12 protein-coding genes are annotated in these 15,911 nt (G+C 63.0%); 6 read left to right on the plus strand and 6 right to left on the minus strand.

Features of this window, described 5'->3' with window-relative positions:
- Nucleotides 1-232: 232 nt before the first annotated feature.
- Both gltB and ACVWVY_RS00680 read left to right on the plus strand, forming a co-directional pair.
- Nucleotides 233-4,981: a glutamate synthase large subunit gene (gltB, locus tag ACVWVY_RS00675; protein WP_456624592.1), complete on the plus strand. Its 4,749-nt coding sequence runs from the start codon at nucleotides 233-235 to the stop codon at nucleotides 4,979-4,981.
- Between the two features lie 150 nt (nucleotides 4,982-5,131).
- Nucleotides 5,132-6,589, plus strand: a complete 1,458-nt coding sequence (locus ACVWVY_RS00680) for a glutamate synthase subunit beta (RefSeq protein ID WP_456624593.1) — start codon at nucleotides 5,132-5,134, stop codon at nucleotides 6,587-6,589.
- 183 nt (nucleotides 6,590-6,772) lie between these two features.
- Here the strand turns inward: ACVWVY_RS00680 and ACVWVY_RS00685 are convergent, their stop codons facing one another.
- Nucleotides 6,773-8,461, minus strand: coding sequence for an outer membrane beta-barrel protein (locus tag ACVWVY_RS00685; RefSeq protein ID WP_456624594.1), 1,689 nt, complete (start codon nucleotides 8,459-8,461; stop codon nucleotides 6,773-6,775).
- A gap of 209 nt (nucleotides 8,462-8,670) precedes the next feature.
- Between ACVWVY_RS00685 and ACVWVY_RS00690 the strand changes: the two genes are divergently transcribed.
- Complete coding sequence (locus ACVWVY_RS00690) at nucleotides 8,671-9,690, plus strand: KpsF/GutQ family sugar-phosphate isomerase (RefSeq protein WP_456624595.1); 1,020 nt, start codon at nucleotides 8,671-8,673, stop codon at nucleotides 9,688-9,690.
- A gap of 100 nt (nucleotides 9,691-9,790) precedes the next feature.
- Here ACVWVY_RS00690 and ACVWVY_RS00695 read toward each other — a convergent pair whose 3' ends face one another.
- Complete coding sequence (locus ACVWVY_RS00695; RefSeq protein WP_456624596.1) at nucleotides 9,791-10,354, minus strand: carboxymuconolactone decarboxylase family protein; 564 nt, start codon at nucleotides 10,352-10,354, stop codon at nucleotides 9,791-9,793.
- A gap of 73 nt (nucleotides 10,355-10,427) precedes the next feature.
- Here ACVWVY_RS00695 and ACVWVY_RS00700 point away from each other — a divergent pair, with 73 nt between their 5' ends.
- Entirely contained in the window at nucleotides 10,428-10,772 is a 345-nt protein-coding gene (locus tag ACVWVY_RS00700) for a winged helix-turn-helix transcriptional regulator (protein ID WP_456624597.1), read from the plus strand.
- Here the strand turns inward: ACVWVY_RS00700 and ACVWVY_RS00705 are convergent.
- From ACVWVY_RS00705 to hemH, 3 genes are all read right to left on the minus strand, one after another.
- Nucleotides 10,769-11,215 (minus strand): NfeD family protein, encoded by a 447-nt coding sequence (locus ACVWVY_RS00705; RefSeq protein ID WP_456624598.1) that lies wholly within the window; start codon nucleotides 11,213-11,215, stop codon nucleotides 10,769-10,771. The genes ACVWVY_RS00700 and ACVWVY_RS00705 overlap by 4 nt on opposite strands.
- A gap of 44 nt (nucleotides 11,216-11,259) precedes the next feature.
- On the minus strand, nucleotides 11,260-12,261 hold the full coding sequence (locus ACVWVY_RS00710) for an SPFH domain-containing protein (RefSeq protein ID WP_456624599.1): 1,002 nt from the start codon (nucleotides 12,259-12,261) through the stop codon (nucleotides 11,260-11,262).
- 187 nt (nucleotides 12,262-12,448) lie between these two features.
- Nucleotides 12,449-13,486, minus strand: a complete 1,038-nt coding sequence (gene hemH / locus ACVWVY_RS00715) for a ferrochelatase (RefSeq protein ID WP_456624600.1) — start codon at nucleotides 13,484-13,486, stop codon at nucleotides 12,449-12,451.
- 81 nt (nucleotides 13,487-13,567) lie between these two features.
- On the opposite strand from hemH, the gene ACVWVY_RS00720 reads away from it, so the two are divergent.
- Entirely contained in the window at nucleotides 13,568-13,966 is a 399-nt protein-coding gene (locus ACVWVY_RS00720) for an MAPEG family protein (RefSeq protein ID WP_456624601.1), read from the plus strand.
- 44 nt (nucleotides 13,967-14,010) lie between these two features.
- Here the strand turns inward: ACVWVY_RS00720 and ACVWVY_RS00725 are convergent, their stop codons facing one another.
- Nucleotides 14,011-14,445, minus strand: coding sequence for an acyl-CoA thioesterase (locus ACVWVY_RS00725; protein ID WP_456624602.1), 435 nt, complete (start codon nucleotides 14,443-14,445; stop codon nucleotides 14,011-14,013).
- Between the two features lie 474 nt (nucleotides 14,446-14,919).
- On the opposite strand from ACVWVY_RS00725, the gene ACVWVY_RS00730 reads away from it, so the two are divergent.
- A complete protein-coding gene (locus ACVWVY_RS00730; protein ID WP_456624603.1) occupies nucleotides 14,920-15,879 on the plus strand; it encodes a hypothetical protein in 960 nt (319 codons plus the stop codon).
- The last annotated feature ends 32 nt before the right edge of the window (nucleotides 15,880-15,911 follow it).

Below are 15,911 nucleotides of genomic sequence, written 5' to 3' on the forward strand. Positions count from 1 at the left end.
TCACTGTCTCAATTGCGGGGCCATCCCGGCACAGGGATTGCAACGAAACCGTGGTGCCACGAGCTCCAGGGCAGTGCAGGCAAGGCCGTTCCTCAGGGACGTTGAACGCCCAAGCCTGAATTTAAGAAATTGCGGCTCGCGGAGGACGAGCGGTGGCCCGGTGGGTGCCGCAAGCGTCCAAGGTGCGCCGACGATGCGGTGAGGCCCTTAGCCTTTTTTTGAGAGGAATAAGATGAGCGGGTCGGAATTCGAGCGCGAAAACATCGTGGCAGAAGCACTGTCGGCGACCGCGGCTTCGAAACCGGCCGACACTTTGCTTGAAGATTCTCCGCGCGAGCACAGCTGGCGCCCGCCGGCCGAGGGCATGTACGACCTCTCGATGGAGAAGGATTCCTGCGGCGTCGGCTTCATCGCCAACATCAAGGGCAAGAAGTCGCATCAGATCGTCTCCGACGCGATCAACATTCTCTGCAACCTCGAACATCGCGGCGCGGTCGGCGCCGATCCGCGTGCCGGCGACGGCGCCGGCATTCTGGTGCAGATCCCGCATGCCTTCTTCGCTCGCAAGGCCGCCGAGATCGGCTTCAAGCTGCCGGAGCCCGGTCACTACGCGATCGGCGCGCTGTTCATGCCGAAGGAGACGGCGTGGCGAAAGGTGATCCAGAGCATCATCGCCGAACAGATCAAGGAAGAGGGCCTCGTGCTGCTCGGCTGGCGCGACGTGCCGTCCGACAACGCTTCGCTCGGCGTAACCGTCAAGCCGACCGAGCCCTACCACATGCAGGTGTTCATCGGCCGCAACGGCACGGCGAAGACCGAGGAAGAGTTCGAGCGCAGGCTCTACATCCTGCGCAAGTCGATCTCGCAGGCGATCTATCAGCGCCGCGACCGCGGCATGGCCGGCTACTACCCGGTCTCGCTGTCGTGCCGCACCGTGATCTACAAGGGCATGTTCCTCGCCGACCAACTCGGCAAGTACTATCCGGATTTGCACGAAGCGGATTTCGAGAGCGCGCTGGCGCTGGTGCATCAGCGCTTCTCGACCAACACGTTCCCGACCTGGTCGCTGGCGCATCCCTACCGGATGATCGCCCATAACGGCGAAATCAACACGCTGCGCGGCAACGTCAACTGGATGGCGGCGCGCCAGGCCTCCGTGCATTCGGAGCTCTACGGCAAGGATATCAGCCGTCTGTGGCCGATTTCCTATGAAGGCCAGAGCGACACCGCCTGCTTCGACAACGCACTCGAATTCCTGGTGCAGGGCGGCTACTCGCTGCCGCACGCCGTCATGATGATGATTCCGGAAGCGTGGGCCGGCAATCCCCTGATGGATGAGACGCGCCGCGCCTTCTACGAATATCACGCCGCACTGATGGAGCCGTGGGACGGCCCCGCCGCGATCGCCTTCACCGACGGCCGTCAGATCGGCGCGACCCTCGACCGCAACGGGCTTCGTCCGGCGCGCTATCTCGTCACCAAGGACGACCGCATCGTGATGGCGTCCGAAATGGGCGTGCTGAAGATTCCCGAGGACCAGATCGTCACCAAGTGGCGGCTGCAGCCCGGCAAGATGCTGCTGGTCGACCTCGAACAGGGACGCCTCATTCCCGACGACGAGATCAAGGCGACGCTGGCCAAGAGCCATCCCTACAGCGACTGGCTGCATCGCACCCAGCTCGTGCTGGAGGAACTGCCTGACGCGCCCACCAAGGGCATGCGCTCAAACCTGCCGCTGCTCGACCGGCAGCAGGCGTTTGGCTACAGCCAGGAAGACGTCACCATCCTGATGACGCCGATGGCGGCCACCGGTGAGGAAGCCGCGGGCTCGATGGGCAACGACACGCCGATCTCGGCGCTGTCGCACCGGCCGAAGCCGCTGTTCACCTATTTCAAGCAGAACTTTGCGCAGGTCACCAACCCGCCGATCGATCCGATCCGCGAGGAGCTCGTGATGAGCCTGGTCTCGATCATCGGGCCGCGACCGAACCTGTTCGACCTGCAGGGCATGGCCTCGACCAAGCGGCTCGAAGTGCGCCAGCCGATCCTGACCGATGCGGACCTGGAAAAGATCCGCTCGATCTCCGATGTCGCGGGCACCCATTTCAAGTCGCGCACGCTCGACACCACATTCCATGCCGGCTTCGGCGCGGCGGGGATGGAGCAGGTGCTCGACGAACTCTGTGCGCGCGCCGAAGGCGCGGTGCGCGAAGGCGTCAACATCATCATCCTGTCCGACCGCATGGCGGGTTCGGACCGGATTCCGATCCCCTCGCTCCTGGCCTGCGCCGCCGTGCATCATCATCTGATCCGCACGGGATTGCGCACCTCGGTCGGTCTCGTCGTCGAATCCGGCGAACCGCGCGAAGTGCATCATTTCGCATGTCTGGCGGGCTACGGCGCCGAAGCGATCAATCCTTACCTCGCGTTCGAAACCATCATCGCGATGAAGGATCGCCTGCCCGGCTCGCTCGACGACTATGAAATCGTCAAGCGCTACATCAAGTCGATCGGCAAGGGCCTGTTGAAGGTGATGTCCAAGATGGGCATCTCGACCTATCAATCCTATTGCGGCGCGCAGATTTTTGACGCCGTCGGGCTGAAGGCGGATTTCGTCGCCAAGTATTTCGCCGGTACCCATACCCGCATCGAGGGCGTGGGCCTGGCCGAAATCGCCGAGGAAACCGCGCGCCGCCATACGGACGCGTTCGGCGAAGCGCAGGTCTACAAGACCGCGCTCGATGTCGGCGGCGAATACGCCTACCGCACCCGCGGCGAGGACCATGCCTGGACGGCTGAGTCCGTCTCGACACTGCAACATGCCGTGCGCGGCAATTCGCAGGAGCGCTACCGGGCGTTCGCCAAGATCCTCAACGAGCAGTCGGAACGGCTCCTGACGCTGCGCGGCCTGTTCCGCCTCAAGACTGCCGAGGACGAGAAGCGGAAGCCCGTGAAGCTCGACCAGGTCGAGCCGGCCGCCGAAATCGTCAAGCGCTTCGCCACGGGAGCCATGTCGTTCGGCTCGATCTCGCGCGAGGCGCACACCACGCTGGCGATCGCCATGAACCGGATCGGCGGCAAGTCCAACACCGGCGAAGGCGGTGAAGAATCCGATCGCTTCAAGCCGCTGCCGAACGGCGACAGCATGCGCTCGGCGATCAAGCAGGTCGCCTCGGGCCGGTTCGGCGTGACGACGGAATATCTCGTCAACTCCGACATGATGCAGATCAAGATGGCGCAGGGCGCCAAGCCCGGCGAAGGCGGCCAGTTGCCCGGCCACAAGGTCGACGCGACGATTGCGCGCGTGCGGCATTCGACGCCGGGCGTCGGTCTCATTTCGCCGCCGCCGCATCACGACATCTATTCGATCGAGGATCTGGCGCAGCTGATCTACGACCTCAAGAACGTCAATCCGGACGGACAGGTCTCGGTCAAGCTGGTGTCCGAAATCGGCGTCGGCACGGTGGCCGCGGGCGTGGCGAAAGCACGCGCCGACCACGTGACGATTGCAGGCTTCGAGGGCGGCACCGGCGCGTCCCCCTTAACCTCGATCAAGCACGCCGGTTCGCCGTGGGAAATCGGCCTTGCCGAAACCCACCAGACGCTGGTGCGCGAGCGGCTGCGCAGCCGCATCGTGGTCCAGGTCGACGGCGGCTTCCGCACCGGACGCGACGTCGTGATCGGCGCGCTCCTGGGCGCCGACGAATTCGGCTTTGCCACCGCGCCTTTGATCGCGGCCGGCTGCATCATGATGCGCAAGTGCCACCTCAACACCTGCCCGGTCGGCGTCGCGACGCAGGATCCGGTGCTGCGCAAGCGCTTCACCGGCCAGCCCGAGCACGTCATCAACTACTTCTTCTTCGTGGCGGAAGAGGTGCGCGAGATCATGGCACAGCTCGGCTACAAGAAGTTCGACGAGATGGTCGGCCAGACCCAGATGCTCGACCAGTCCACGCTGGTGGCGCACTGGAAGGCCAAGGGGCTCGATTTCTCAAAACTCTTCGTCCGCCAGAAGGAAGAGAAGGGCCAGAAGATCTATCACGCCGAGGCACAGAACCATCATCTGGAGAAGGTGCTCGACCGCCGGCTGATCGAGAAGGCGCAGGCCGCGCTCGACCGCGGCGCGCCGGTCAAAATCGAGGAAGAGATCAACAACACCGACCGCTCCGCCGGCGCGATGCTGTCGGGCACGGTGGCCAGGATCTACGGCCATGCCGGGCTGCCGCATGACACCATTCATGTCAGCCTGAAGGGCACCGCGGGCCAGGCATTTGGCGCGTGGCTGGCGCGCGGCGTCACCTTCGATCTCGAAGGCGAAGGCAACGACTATGTCGGCAAGGGCCTTTCCGGCGGCCGCATCATCGTCAAGCCGCCGCGGAACTCCGGCATCGTGCCGGAGGAATCCATCATCGTCGGCAACACGGTGATGTACGGCGCGATCGAGGGCGAATGCTACTTCCGCGGTATCGCCGGCGAGCGCTTTGCGGTGCGTAACTCCGGCGCGATTGCGGTCGTCGAAGGCGCCGGCGACCATTGCTGCGAATACATGACCGGCGGCATCGTCGTGGTGCTTGGCAAGACCGGGCGCAATTTCGCGGCCGGCATGTCGGGCGGCATCGCCTATGTGCTGGACGAGGCCGGCGACTTCGCCAAACTCTGCAACATGGCGATGGTCGAGCTCGAACCTGTGCTGTCGGAAGAGCTGATCAACGCCAACACCTACAACCACTCCGGTGACCTCGAAGCGCATGGCCGGGTCGACGTGTTCGCCAATCTGCTGGAGTCCGATATCGAGCGGCTGCACATCCTGATCACGCGCCACGCCAAGCTGACGGGCTCGAAGAAAGCGGCCGAAATCCTCGCCGACTGGAAGACGTGGCTCCTGAAATTCCGCAAGGTGATGCCGGTGGAATACCGCCGCGCACTGAAGGAAATGAAGGCGAACGCCGACGCCGAGCCAAAAATCGCGATCGGGGCCTAGTTATACGAGCCCGTCATTGCGAGCGCAGCGAAGCAATCCATAGCGCCACAAGCCGAACCATGGATTGCTTCGTCGCCAGCGCACCTCGCAATGACGGAGAGTGACGGAAACAAATAGATACGAACGAGAGATGCAGGGGCATCAGGTTTAATGGGCAAGATCACAGGTTTTCTGGAAATCGACCGGCATGATCGCAAGTATGCGCCGGTCGCGGATCGTTTGAAGCATTATCGCGAATTCGTCATTCCCTTAAGCGAGAAGGACACCCGCGACCAGGCCGCGCGCTGCATGAATTGCGGCATCCCCTATTGCCACGGCACCGGTTCGGTGGCGCCGGGCACGCCGGGCTGCCCGGTCAACAACCAGATCCCCGATTTCAACGACCTCGTCTATCAGGCCAACTGGGAAGAGGCCTCGCGCAACCTGCACTCGACCAACAATTTCCCCGAGTTCACCGGTCGCATCTGCCCCGCGCCGTGCGAAGCGTCCTGCACGCTCAACATCGACGACAACCCGGTCACCATCAAGACCATCGAATGCGCCATCGTCGATCGCGCCTGGGACAATGGCTGGCTGAAGCCGGAGATTGCGCCGGTCAAGACCGGCAAGAAGGTCGCGATCATCGGCTCCGGACCCGCAGGACTTGCGGCTGCGCAGCAGCTCGCGCGCGCCGGCCACGACGTCCACGTCTACGAAAAATTCGCCAAGGCCGGCGGGTTGCTTCGTTACGGCATTCCCGACTTCAAGATGGAAAAGCACGTCATCGACCGCCGCGTGGCGCAGATGGAAGCCGAGGGCGTGACGTTCCATTACGGCGTCCATGTCGGCGGCACTTCGCAAGGAGCGATCGATCCGCGCGAGCTGCTGAACCAGTATGACGCGGTGGCATTGACCGGCGGCGCCGAAGCCGGCCGAGATCTGCCGATCCCCGGCCGCGACCTCGACGGCATCCACTTTGCGATGGATTTCCTGCCGCAACAAAATCGCCGCGTCTCCTCCGAGCCGCTCGGCGACGCCACCGAGATTCTCGCCGAAGGCAAGCATGTCGTCGTCATCGGCGGCGGCGACACCGGTTCGGACTGCATCGGCACCTCGTTCCGGCAGGGCGCGAAATCCGTCACGCAACTTGAAATCATGCCGGCGCCGCCCGAGCACGAGAACAAGGGCATCACCTGGCCGAACTGGCCCTTGAAGATGCGGACCTCGTCGAGCCAGGCCGAAGGCGCCAAGCGCGAATTCGCGGTGCTGACGCAGAAATTCTCGGGCGTCGACGGCAAGGTGCAAAAGCTGCACTGCGTCCAGGTCGACGACAAGTTCAAGCCGATAGCGGGAACCGAATTCGAACTCGACGCGCAGCTCGTGCTGCTCGCCATGGGCTTCGTGCATCCGGTGCACGAGGGCATGCTGAAGAGCCTCGGTGTCGATCTCGACCAGCGCGGCAACGTCCGCGCCAACACGCACGACTACCAGACCTCGCTGCCCAACGTGTTCTCCGCCGGCGACATGCGCCGCGGCCAGTCGCTGGTGGTCTGGGCGATCCGCGAGGGCCGGCTGTGCGCGCGGGCGATCGATCAGTATCTGATGGGGTCGACGACGCTGCCGCGGTGAGCGATTAGCCCATCGAAGGCGACCTCAACCAACAATCAAGGCTGTCATCACCCGCCTTGTGCGCAATTGCGCACTGGAGCGGGTGATCCAGTATTCCAGAGACCCCTGGGGGATTCGGATAAGCCGCGGCGTACTGGATGCCCCGCCTGCGCGGGGCATGACGAGTGGAGCGCGAACGCACCCTCAATTCTGCACCCTCACCCCCAGCATTCCCACCGTCGACACCGTGCTATTCCCCGGCAGATTCGAATCCAGCCAGTCGCGGCGCAGCGTGCCCCGGAGCCAGACGTTGCGGTTCATCTTGTAGATCGCCTCGCCCGAGACCGTGTAGATCCTGTCCTTGCGGTTGTCGCCCTGGTAGTCGAGCGTGCCCCAGGTGAACTTGCCGATCGCGGTCAGCCAGCGGCGGAAGTCGTGGTCGACTTCGACGGTGTAGATGTGCGTCAGCACGCCCGACGTGCCGGGCAGCGTGGTCTCTGCGATCGAGGTGTCGGAATAGAACTTTGCGGTGGTCAGCGGCGTCGCGGTCCACACCAGCGAGGACGAGACGAGCAGGCCTTCCAAGCGATTCAGCCTCGGATCGACATAATCGCGCGCGGCGTAGCCGACGGCAATTTCGCCGGTCAAGAGCCGCGAGAATTCGAAGCTGGTGCCGCCCTTGACGTAACCGCCAGCGGAATCGCGCGCGTATCCGCTGCGGTCGAGCCTGAGGTCATGCACGCGGCTGTCGCCCTGCACTTCGACGAACGGCTTCAGGCCGGGCCGCAAATCATAGCTGACGCGGCCGATGCCGCCGTACTGATTGAAGTTGCGGTCGTCGTTGGTGCTCGACGTGCCGTCGGTGAGCTTTGAGTTGGTATAGTCAGTGCGATCGACGGTGGCGCCGGCGGAAACCTGCAACCGGTTGAAGCTCTGGTCGACGCCGACGGTGCCGCCGACCGTGGTGTAGATCGGGTATCTGGCAAGGCCCGCCTGCACGTTCGGGCTGCCGGGATTGTCGGTCGAGACAAACAGCCGCCCTTGCGCCAGCAGCCTTGTGTCGCGGCTGACATCGAGCCGGCCGTCGACATGGCCGATGAAGTTGGGCCGGTCGATATCGAGCGGCGCCGACAGCGCCGTACCATCGGCGTTCGGCGTGAGATTGCTGGTGTAGCCGGTGAAGGAGCCGCGCAGATCGGCGACCAGCGCGTGACGTTCCCAGTCGGAGAACGCGACGAATTCCGGCGCGATCACGTAGAACGGCTTGGCTTGGGCAGCGGCGAGCCGGCCGGGATTGGTGTCGTAGCCGCCCGAGAATTCGACTGCTGACTTGATCAGGAAACTGCCGGCGTAATCGCCGACCGCGCCGAAGGGATCGTCGTCGATCCGAAGGCGCTTGCGCGCCGGCTGCCCCACCACCGTGCCCGCCATCGCCGGCGGGATGGGCGTTTTGTGCGCCGACTCCGACGGAGGAACCGAAAGCCGCAGCCGCGTATTCGCGGCAATCGGCGGCGGTGGACTGCCGGGACCGACCGGCGGCTTCGGCTTGGCCTGCCCAGGATAGAATTTCGGTTTCTTGCGCTTGCGGTTGAGCGAGTCGTAGCCGGAATCGGCAGCGCCACTCGCGGCCGGCAGACCGTATTTCAGGATCTGCCCGATCCGTGACGGCGCGGGCTGGTCACGCTCCTGCAGCTTCGGACTATTGAGCGGATCGTTCACCTCTGCCGCGGTCCGGCGCAGCGGCGAATCCGGCGACGTGACCTGGCTGGTGCGCGTTGAGCTGAACAGGTCCGGCGTGACGGTCTGCGCTCTCGCTGCGGTTCCCAACAGCGCCATCAGCGCAAGGCACGGCAAGGCTGCGCGAAAGACGCGCGCGCGGCTGTTCCGGCCCATTGCTGGCCCCGCCATCACGACAATAAATACTCCAACAAAAACAGATACTTGATTGGTACGCCCCAAGCGCCCGCAGGATCACGTCGTTAATGGAGTTAAAACAATTATGGTTAATGAGCCGTTGAGAGCCGCGCCGCGCGCGTCGCATCGCGGGACGGGCCATGCTAAGGAAGGGCTCGGGGGCAACGCCCCTCTCCCTGGAAACCGACATGGCTAATCCGAACCCGCTGATGGCAAAATCATCCGGCACCGAACCCGCTGACGCTGCCGTCCAGTCGGCCCTGCGCACGCTCGATGCCGAGGGCGGCGGGATCGCCGCCTTGTCAGCGGCGCTGCAATCCGATCTGCGGGCGCCGTTCGTCGCCGCCGCCGACCTGATCCGGAATGCCAAGGGACGGCTGATCGTCACCGGGCTCGGCAAGTCGGGCCATATCGGCCGCAAGATTGCCGCGACCTTTGCCTCCACCGGCACCCCCGCCTTCTTCGTCCATGCCGCGGAAGCCAGCCATGGCGACCTCGGCATGATCACGGCCGAGGACGTCATCCTGGCGCTGTCATGGTCCGGCGAGCAGCCGGAGATGAAGAACCTGATCAGTTACGCCGCACGGTTCCGGATTGCCGTGATCGCGATGACCTCGGAGCGGGAATCCTCGCTAGCGAAGGCGGCCGACGTCGCGCTGACGCTGCCCAAGGCGCGCGAGGCCTGCCCGCATAATCTCGCCCCCACCACCTCCTCGCTGATGATGCTGGCGCTCGGCGATGCGCTGGCGATCGCGCTCTTGGAAGGCCGCGGCTTTACGTCCATCGATTTCAGCGTGCTGCATCCGGGCGGCAAGCTCGGCGCGCTGCTGAAATACACCCGCGACCTCATGCATTCCGGCGACGCGGTGCCGCTGAAACCGCTGGGGACCAAAATGTCCGACGCGCTGGTCGAGATGACGTCGAAGGGCTTTGGCTGCGTCGGCATCGTTGACAGCAGAGGACACCTCGCCGGCATCGTCACCGACGGCGATCTACGCCGCCACATGCACATGGGGCCCGATCTGATGATCGCCACCGTCGACGAGGTGATGACCAAAAATCCGAAGACGATCGATCGCGACGTGCTGGCCGGCGAGGCGCTGGAGATCCTCAACTCCTCGAAGATCACGACGCTGATCGTGACGGATGCCGGCAAGCCGGTCGGCATCGTGCACCTGCACGATTTTTTGCGCGCGGGCGTGGCGTAGTTCGAAGGTCTCGTAGGGTGGGCAAAGGCGCGAAGCGACGTGCCCACCAACCATCAGCCCCCGAGCTGCGAGATGGTGGGCACGCTTCGCTTTGCCCACCCTACGGCTCCGTCACGTTCGGAAACCGTGCCGCCTTCTCCTCCAGCGGCAGCGCCAGTCCATTCGCGAGATATGACACCGTGCGGTAGAATCCGCATAGCAGGATGACCTCGAATATCTGCGCCTCGTCATAATGCGCCGACAGGTCAGCGAATTCGGCTTCACCCAGCGTCGCCCGCTCGTGCAGCGCATCGACGGCGGCGATCAGCGCCTGCTCGGCCTCCGACCAGCAGGCCTCGTTGGCGGCGCCATGCACGGTGGCGCGGACTTGTTGTTCCGTCAGTTTCGCCGCTTCGGCGAACGTCGTGACATGCACGCCCCATTCGTACTCGCACCCCGTTCGTGCGCAGGTGCGATCGATGACGATCTCGCGCTCCCGCAACGACAGCGGCCCGCGATCCAACAGGCCACCGGCGCGGAATTTTTCCCAGGCGCGGGCATTGCTGGCCATGACGCGAAACAGCACCAGCGGCGGCGCGCCGCGCATGATGCGGTCGAACTGCCCGGCAATGTCAGGTGCATAGGGCGGCTGCAGCGGCGCGATACGCGGCATGGTCTGTGACATCGGCGGGCTCCCGTGCTACAAATAACGTAGCAGAACGCTACATTATCTGTAGCGACATGCAAGAGGGCTTTCGATGCCGAAACCGGCCGCCGTCACCAGGAAAACTGCCGTTCGCGGCTCCAGAACGGGCCGGCCGATCATGGCCCTGCTCGATCTGCTGGGGCGGCGCTGGACGCTCCGCATCATCTGGGAGCTTCGCGACGGTCCGCTGACGTCACGCGCGCTGCGCACCGCCTGCGACGAGGCGTCGCCGACCGTGATGCAGGCCCGGCTGACCGAGCTGCGCGAGGCCGGCCTCGTCGAACTCCTGGCGGGCGACGGCTATCGCCTGACGCCGCTGGGCCGGGAGCTGATGGAGAGCTTCCTGCCATTGCATCACTTCGCCGAGCGATGGAGCAACAAGCGAACAGCAGGCTAAGCCACGGCCACCGTCAGGCTCGCGCCATCGGCCTGCACGACCCTCACGCGGCTGCCGGCCGGCGCGTCGGGGCCGGCGACGCGCCAGATCGTGTCGTCGATCCGCACGGTGCCCGTCCCGTCGACGATCGGCCTCTCCAGGGTGAATTCCCGGCCGATCAGCGCCTCGGTCCGCTTGTTGAGGAACGGGTTGCTCTGGCTGCGGCTGCTCTCGCTGCGCGCAAAATGCCGCCACGCCGGCACGGCGGCTACCGCGAACACCGCAAACATCAGGAGCTGCGTCTGCCAGGACGGGTTGATCGCAAACGACAGCAGCCCCACCAACAGCGCGGCAAGCCCGAGCCAGAACATGAAGACACCCGGCGCGAGCAGCTCCAGCGCCATCAGGATGAAGCCGAAAATCAGCCAGTTCCAGGTGCCCAGGGTAGAAAACATCTCGGCCATGACACGAACCTCTAATCAGCGAGAATGAACTTTGGGATCGATACTCACCGCTGCGGCGCGACTGGCGGCGGCGTCGGGCCGGTGTTCGGCACCGAAGACGTCCGCCGTGCAGCGGCTGCCGCTGAGGCCGCGCTTTCGCCGAAGGTCGCCTTGGCGATCTCGCCGATGCCGGCCAGCGATCCCAAAATGCTCATCGCTTCGATCGGCAGCATGACGATCTTCTGGTTCGGCGAATCCGCAAGCTGCCCGAACGCCTTGATGTATTTGTCGGCGATAAAATAGTTCAGCGCAGCGACGTCGCCCTTGGCGATGGCCTCGGAGACCATCTGCGTCGCCTTGGCCTCGGCCTCCGCGGAACGTTCGCGCGCCTCGGCGTCGCGGAACGCAGCCTCCTTGCGGCCTTCGGCCTGCAAAATCTGGCCCTGCTTGGCGCCTTCCGCGCGCAGGATTTCCGACTGGCGCTGGCCTTCGGCCTGCAGGATGTCGGCGCGCTTGACGCGCTCGGCCTTCATCTGCCGGCCCATCGCCTCGACCAGATCGGCCGGCGGCACGATGTCCTTGATCTCGATGCGGTTGACCTTCAGGCCCCACGGCGACACTGCGGCGTCGACCACACGCAGCAGCCGCTCGTTGATCTCGTCGCGATGCGACAGCACCTGGTCGAGATCCATCGAACCCATCACCGAACGGATGTTGGTCATGGTCAGGACGATGATCGCCTGCTCGAGATTGGCAACCTCGTAGCTCGCCTTCGCAGCATCGAACACCTGGAAGAACGCGACGCCGTCCACCGTCACGGTGGCATTGTCCTTGGTGATCACCTCCTGCTCGGGAATGTTGATCACCTGCTCCATCATGTTCATCTTGCGGCCGACGCGATCGAAATAGGGAATGATGAGATTCAACCCAGGCGCTAACGTGCGCGTATATTTGCCGAACCGCTCGATGGTCCAGTCATAGCCCTGCGGCACCGTCTTGACGCCCGCAAACAGCGTCACAATGACGAGCAGAACAAAGGCGATCGCGAAAATGTCGAAACCAGTCATAAAGTCCTCCAAAGCCGGCAAGGTGAGCGTTGCCGGACGCGGTCTCTCATCATGAGTCGGCAAGGCCGCGTCGCCGGTTCGACCGGCTATTCTCAGTTTATCGTTATATAGCTAGGGAACGGCTTTGCGGCCACCAGATCTTCGCAAGGCCCGAACGGCGGCAAGGTATCTAAAAATTTTCAGGCAGCTATATCCAGCCTTGAAGCTCGCGCAAAACAAGCTGGCGGATGACGTCCATGCCGGGATCGCTATCGTTGAGGCACGGAATGGCGGAAAATTGCTCGCCGCCATTGTGCTTGAAGATTTCGGCATTTTCCTGCGCGATCTCCTCCAGCGTCTCCAGGCAATCGGCGGAGAAGCCGGGGGTCACGACGGCAATGCGTTTCACACCGTCTTTCGCAAGTTTTTCGATGGTCTTGTCCGTATAGGGCTGCAGCCACTCGTCGAAGCCGAAGCGCGATTGAAATGTAAGGATCAGTTTTGCGGCATCAAGGCCCATGCGCTTGCGAAGCGCGTCCGTTGTTGCAACGCACTGCGCCTGGTAGGGATCGCCCTTGTCGACATATTTCTGCGGCATGCCGTGAAACGACGCCACGATCAGTTCAGGCTGAAACGGCAAGGTCGCCAGATGCGCCTTGATCGAGACCGCGAGCGCCTCGATATAATCAGGATCGTCGTAATAAGGCGGGCTCACCCGCAGCGTCGGCTGCGCGCGCATGTCGGCCAAAACGCGAAACACTTCGTCGCAGACGGTCGCCGACGTCGCCGCGGAATATTGGGGATAGAGCGGCACGACCAGCAACCGGTCGCAGCCCTGCGCGGTCAGCGCATCGATGCGCGAGCGGATCGACGGGTTGCCGTAGCGCATCGCCCAATCGACCACGACGTGGTCGTGATCGGCGATCGCCTCCGCGAGCTTCTCGGCCTGCGCACGGGTGATCGTCTTGAGCGGGGATTCGTCTCGCTCGGTGTTCCAGATCTTCTGGTAGTCGCGCGCCTTGCGGGACGGACGCACGCGCAGAATAATGCCGTTGAGGATCAGCTTCCAGAGCAGGCCCTGATCCTCGATCACACGCGGGTCGGAGAGAAATTCCTTGAGGTAGACACGCACGCCCCGGGCGTCCGATGTATCGGGGGTGCCGAGATTGACCAGCAGCACGCCGACGCGTTGCGGCAGGGCTGCCGATGCCGGCTTTGGATGTCCAATGGAGGCGACCGCGGTCATGATTTCGATGGCTTCGCGCGTTGCACTATCCTTGTCAAGACAACCCTCCGTTCGGTACGATTGCCGCGGGCGGGAGGAACCATGACGATCGCCGAGTGGTGCGTTTTCGGAACGCTGATGCTCTATTTGCTGACGATCGTCTCGGTCAAATGGGGCGGGCATCGCCATTTCGACAATGCCAGACCGCGCGATCCCACCTTCTACGATGACGCGATCCGTGCCCGCGCGCTCGGCGCCCACCAGAACGGCATCGAGGCGTTTCCGTTCTTTGCGGCCGCCGTCCTGCTGGCGGAATTCCGCCTGGCGCCACAGCACCTGATCGACGAGCTCGCGGTTCTGTTCCTGATCGTGCGGATCGCCTATGTCTTCACCTATCTCGGCAATCGCCCGACGCTGCGCTCGATTCTCTGGAGCATTGGCTTTGCGATCAACATCGCAATTTTCTTCCTGCCGGCGATCAAGGGATACTTGCCGGTGTAGGGCAGGCCCGGTCGCCATCTCCTGCTCCCGCAATGACGCGTGGATCAGGCCAGATGCTTCTCCCGCGCAGCGATCCGCTCCCGGATCGCCTTCGATACCGGGACCGGGCGATGGGTTTGCTGGTTGGTGTTGACCCAGACGATCTCGCCAGTCACGAGTGCCTCATGGCCGCCCTTCAGGAAGATCGCGAGTTCGAAGGTGAGGCTCGAATTGCCGATCCGCGCCACCCGCGCACCGACGTCCAACTCCTGGTCGAACCGGACCGGCGCCTTGTATTCGATGACCGATTTGACGACGTGGAAATCCTCGCCCGTCTGCTTGGCGTCGGCATACTGATCGTAGCCGAGCGCGCGGAAATACTCGGTGATGGTGGTGTCGAAATAAGTCAGGTAATGCGCGTTGAAGACAACGCCCTGGCCGTCGATCTCGGAATAGCGCACCCGAAACGGGTGAAAGAACCAGAATTGCTCGCGTGACATCGGGGCTCCGGCTGTGCCTTGGCGTGTTCAAATGCTGCCTGCATATCCCACGGAATCCGTTTCATAAAGCCGAGGCGTAGGCCGGATTAGAGCGTGAACCCCAAAAATTCAGATTGGCCGGCCGATGTCTGCCTTGAAACGCATTCCGGACTCACGTCGTGCATCGTGTGAAGGCCCAAAAAAGTGTCAAAGGCAGACCCTTCTTCTGATGATCGTGGGCTCGCCGCTTCACATTGACTCGTGGGTCAGGGACTTTTCTTCTTTCATCAACCAACACAACCAGAGGGTTCCATTTCAGCTTGCACACCTTATTTTACCGTTCATTAAGTCGCCCACCTTAAGATCGTAAATGTAAAAAATTACAACTATAGATTCATCGCAGTCAAATCGCCGTCATCTCGCTGGCTCTACGGCAGGAGCGACGCTTTACGCGATGATGATGGTTGCGGGCGGCGTGGTCTTGGAGCTGCACATATGAACGTACCCGCCGCAATCATCTCCGCCGCCATCGGCGCAGCATTATTCGCGGCGATGAATGCCTTTCAGTATCGGTCTTCTTTGATCACACCCGACTACTCGCTGGGCATGGTCTTCGCAACGAAGCACTCGAAAGCTCGCACTGCAGTCACGCGTTTGCTGATCGATCCGGCATCGGCGGATTTCAGTGCGTTGCGATCGGTTGAGGAAAACGCGGCGGAGTACGTTTGCGGCACCGTCAGGGCGAAAGATAAATCCGGCCATTACGTCGAGTACCGCGCCTTCGTTTACACGGTGACGACCGACCTTGCCCGTATCGACGACGATGGTCGGATTGCATATCGGCATGGTGCCTTCAGGAGATGCCCAATCTCGGAGGAAGAAGACGTAGCCCGGCGCAAGATGCCGATAACGCCCGGCACAGCCTCGATGGCGAAAGCCATTCAAACGATCATGCCAACAGCGGATCCCTCGGTTCTGTCCACCATGATGCCGGATATGTCAGCGGGAGGCGCAAAGTCGTCCGGTGGAACGTTGGAACAACAAGTTGGTCAGATGGCAAGCCAGCTCAGTTCGGCAGGCCAGCCCGGGTTAGGAGGAAAGCCTGGGTTAGCAGGACAGCAACAGGCAAATTCGAGATTCAAGGCCGCACTAGGGAACGAGAGCGAGTGGCGCAGCGAACAGCCACCCGCCGCATGGCCGACGTTTCCCTTGGACCACCCGCTGGCGAGACCAGCGCAAAAACGGACCACGGCTCAAGCCATGGCCTTGGCCAAGGATGTCGAGGACCGTTGGAAGCAATCGAATTCTGGAGCCTCCAACTCGCGTCCTTCATCTGACGAGATCAAAGAAGCCTGCCGCGCGCTGCTCGCAATCAATCCGAAGGATGAGGAATTTCCCAAAGCTTGGGCCGCCTTCGTCCGGTTGCGAAAAATCGATCGCGACACGGCCTCTTGATGCTGAACTTCGCAGTCGAATGTCCGTTGTCG

The organism is Bradyrhizobium sp. URHC0002 (assembly GCF_054059515.1).

What these genes read in the sequence shown, in the direction of transcription:
- gltB (WP_456624592.1), top strand. Translation starts at nt 233, where the DNA reads ATGAGCGGGTCGGAATTCGAGCGCGAAAACATCGTGGCAGAAGCACTG.
- ACVWVY_RS00680 (WP_456624593.1), top strand. Translation starts at nt 5,132, where the DNA reads ATGGGCAAGATCACAGGTTTTCTGGAAATCGACCGGCATGATCGCAAG.
- ACVWVY_RS00685 (WP_456624594.1), bottom strand. Translation starts at nt 8,461, where the DNA reads ATGGGCCGGAACAGCCGCGCGCGCGTCTTTCGCGCAGCCTTGCCGTGC.
- ACVWVY_RS00690 (WP_456624595.1), top strand. Translation starts at nt 8,671, where the DNA reads ATGGCTAATCCGAACCCGCTGATGGCAAAATCATCCGGCACCGAACCC.
- ACVWVY_RS00695 (WP_456624596.1), bottom strand. Translation starts at nt 10,354, where the DNA reads ATGTCACAGACCATGCCGCGTATCGCGCCGCTGCAGCCGCCCTATGCA.
- ACVWVY_RS00700 (WP_456624597.1), top strand. Translation starts at nt 10,428, where the DNA reads ATGCCGAAACCGGCCGCCGTCACCAGGAAAACTGCCGTTCGCGGCTCC.
- ACVWVY_RS00705 (WP_456624598.1), bottom strand. Translation starts at nt 11,215, where the DNA reads ATGGCCGAGATGTTTTCTACCCTGGGCACCTGGAACTGGCTGATTTTC.
- ACVWVY_RS00710 (WP_456624599.1), bottom strand. Translation starts at nt 12,261, where the DNA reads ATGACTGGTTTCGACATTTTCGCGATCGCCTTTGTTCTGCTCGTCATT.
- hemH (WP_456624600.1), bottom strand. Translation starts at nt 13,486, where the DNA reads ATGACCGCGGTCGCCTCCATTGGACATCCAAAGCCGGCATCGGCAGCC.
- ACVWVY_RS00720 (WP_456624601.1), top strand. Translation starts at nt 13,568, where the DNA reads ATGACGATCGCCGAGTGGTGCGTTTTCGGAACGCTGATGCTCTATTTG.
- ACVWVY_RS00725 (WP_456624602.1), bottom strand. Translation starts at nt 14,445, where the DNA reads ATGTCACGCGAGCAATTCTGGTTCTTTCACCCGTTTCGGGTGCGCTAT.
- ACVWVY_RS00730 (WP_456624603.1), top strand. Translation starts at nt 14,920, where the DNA reads ATGAACGTACCCGCCGCAATCATCTCCGCCGCCATCGGCGCAGCATTA.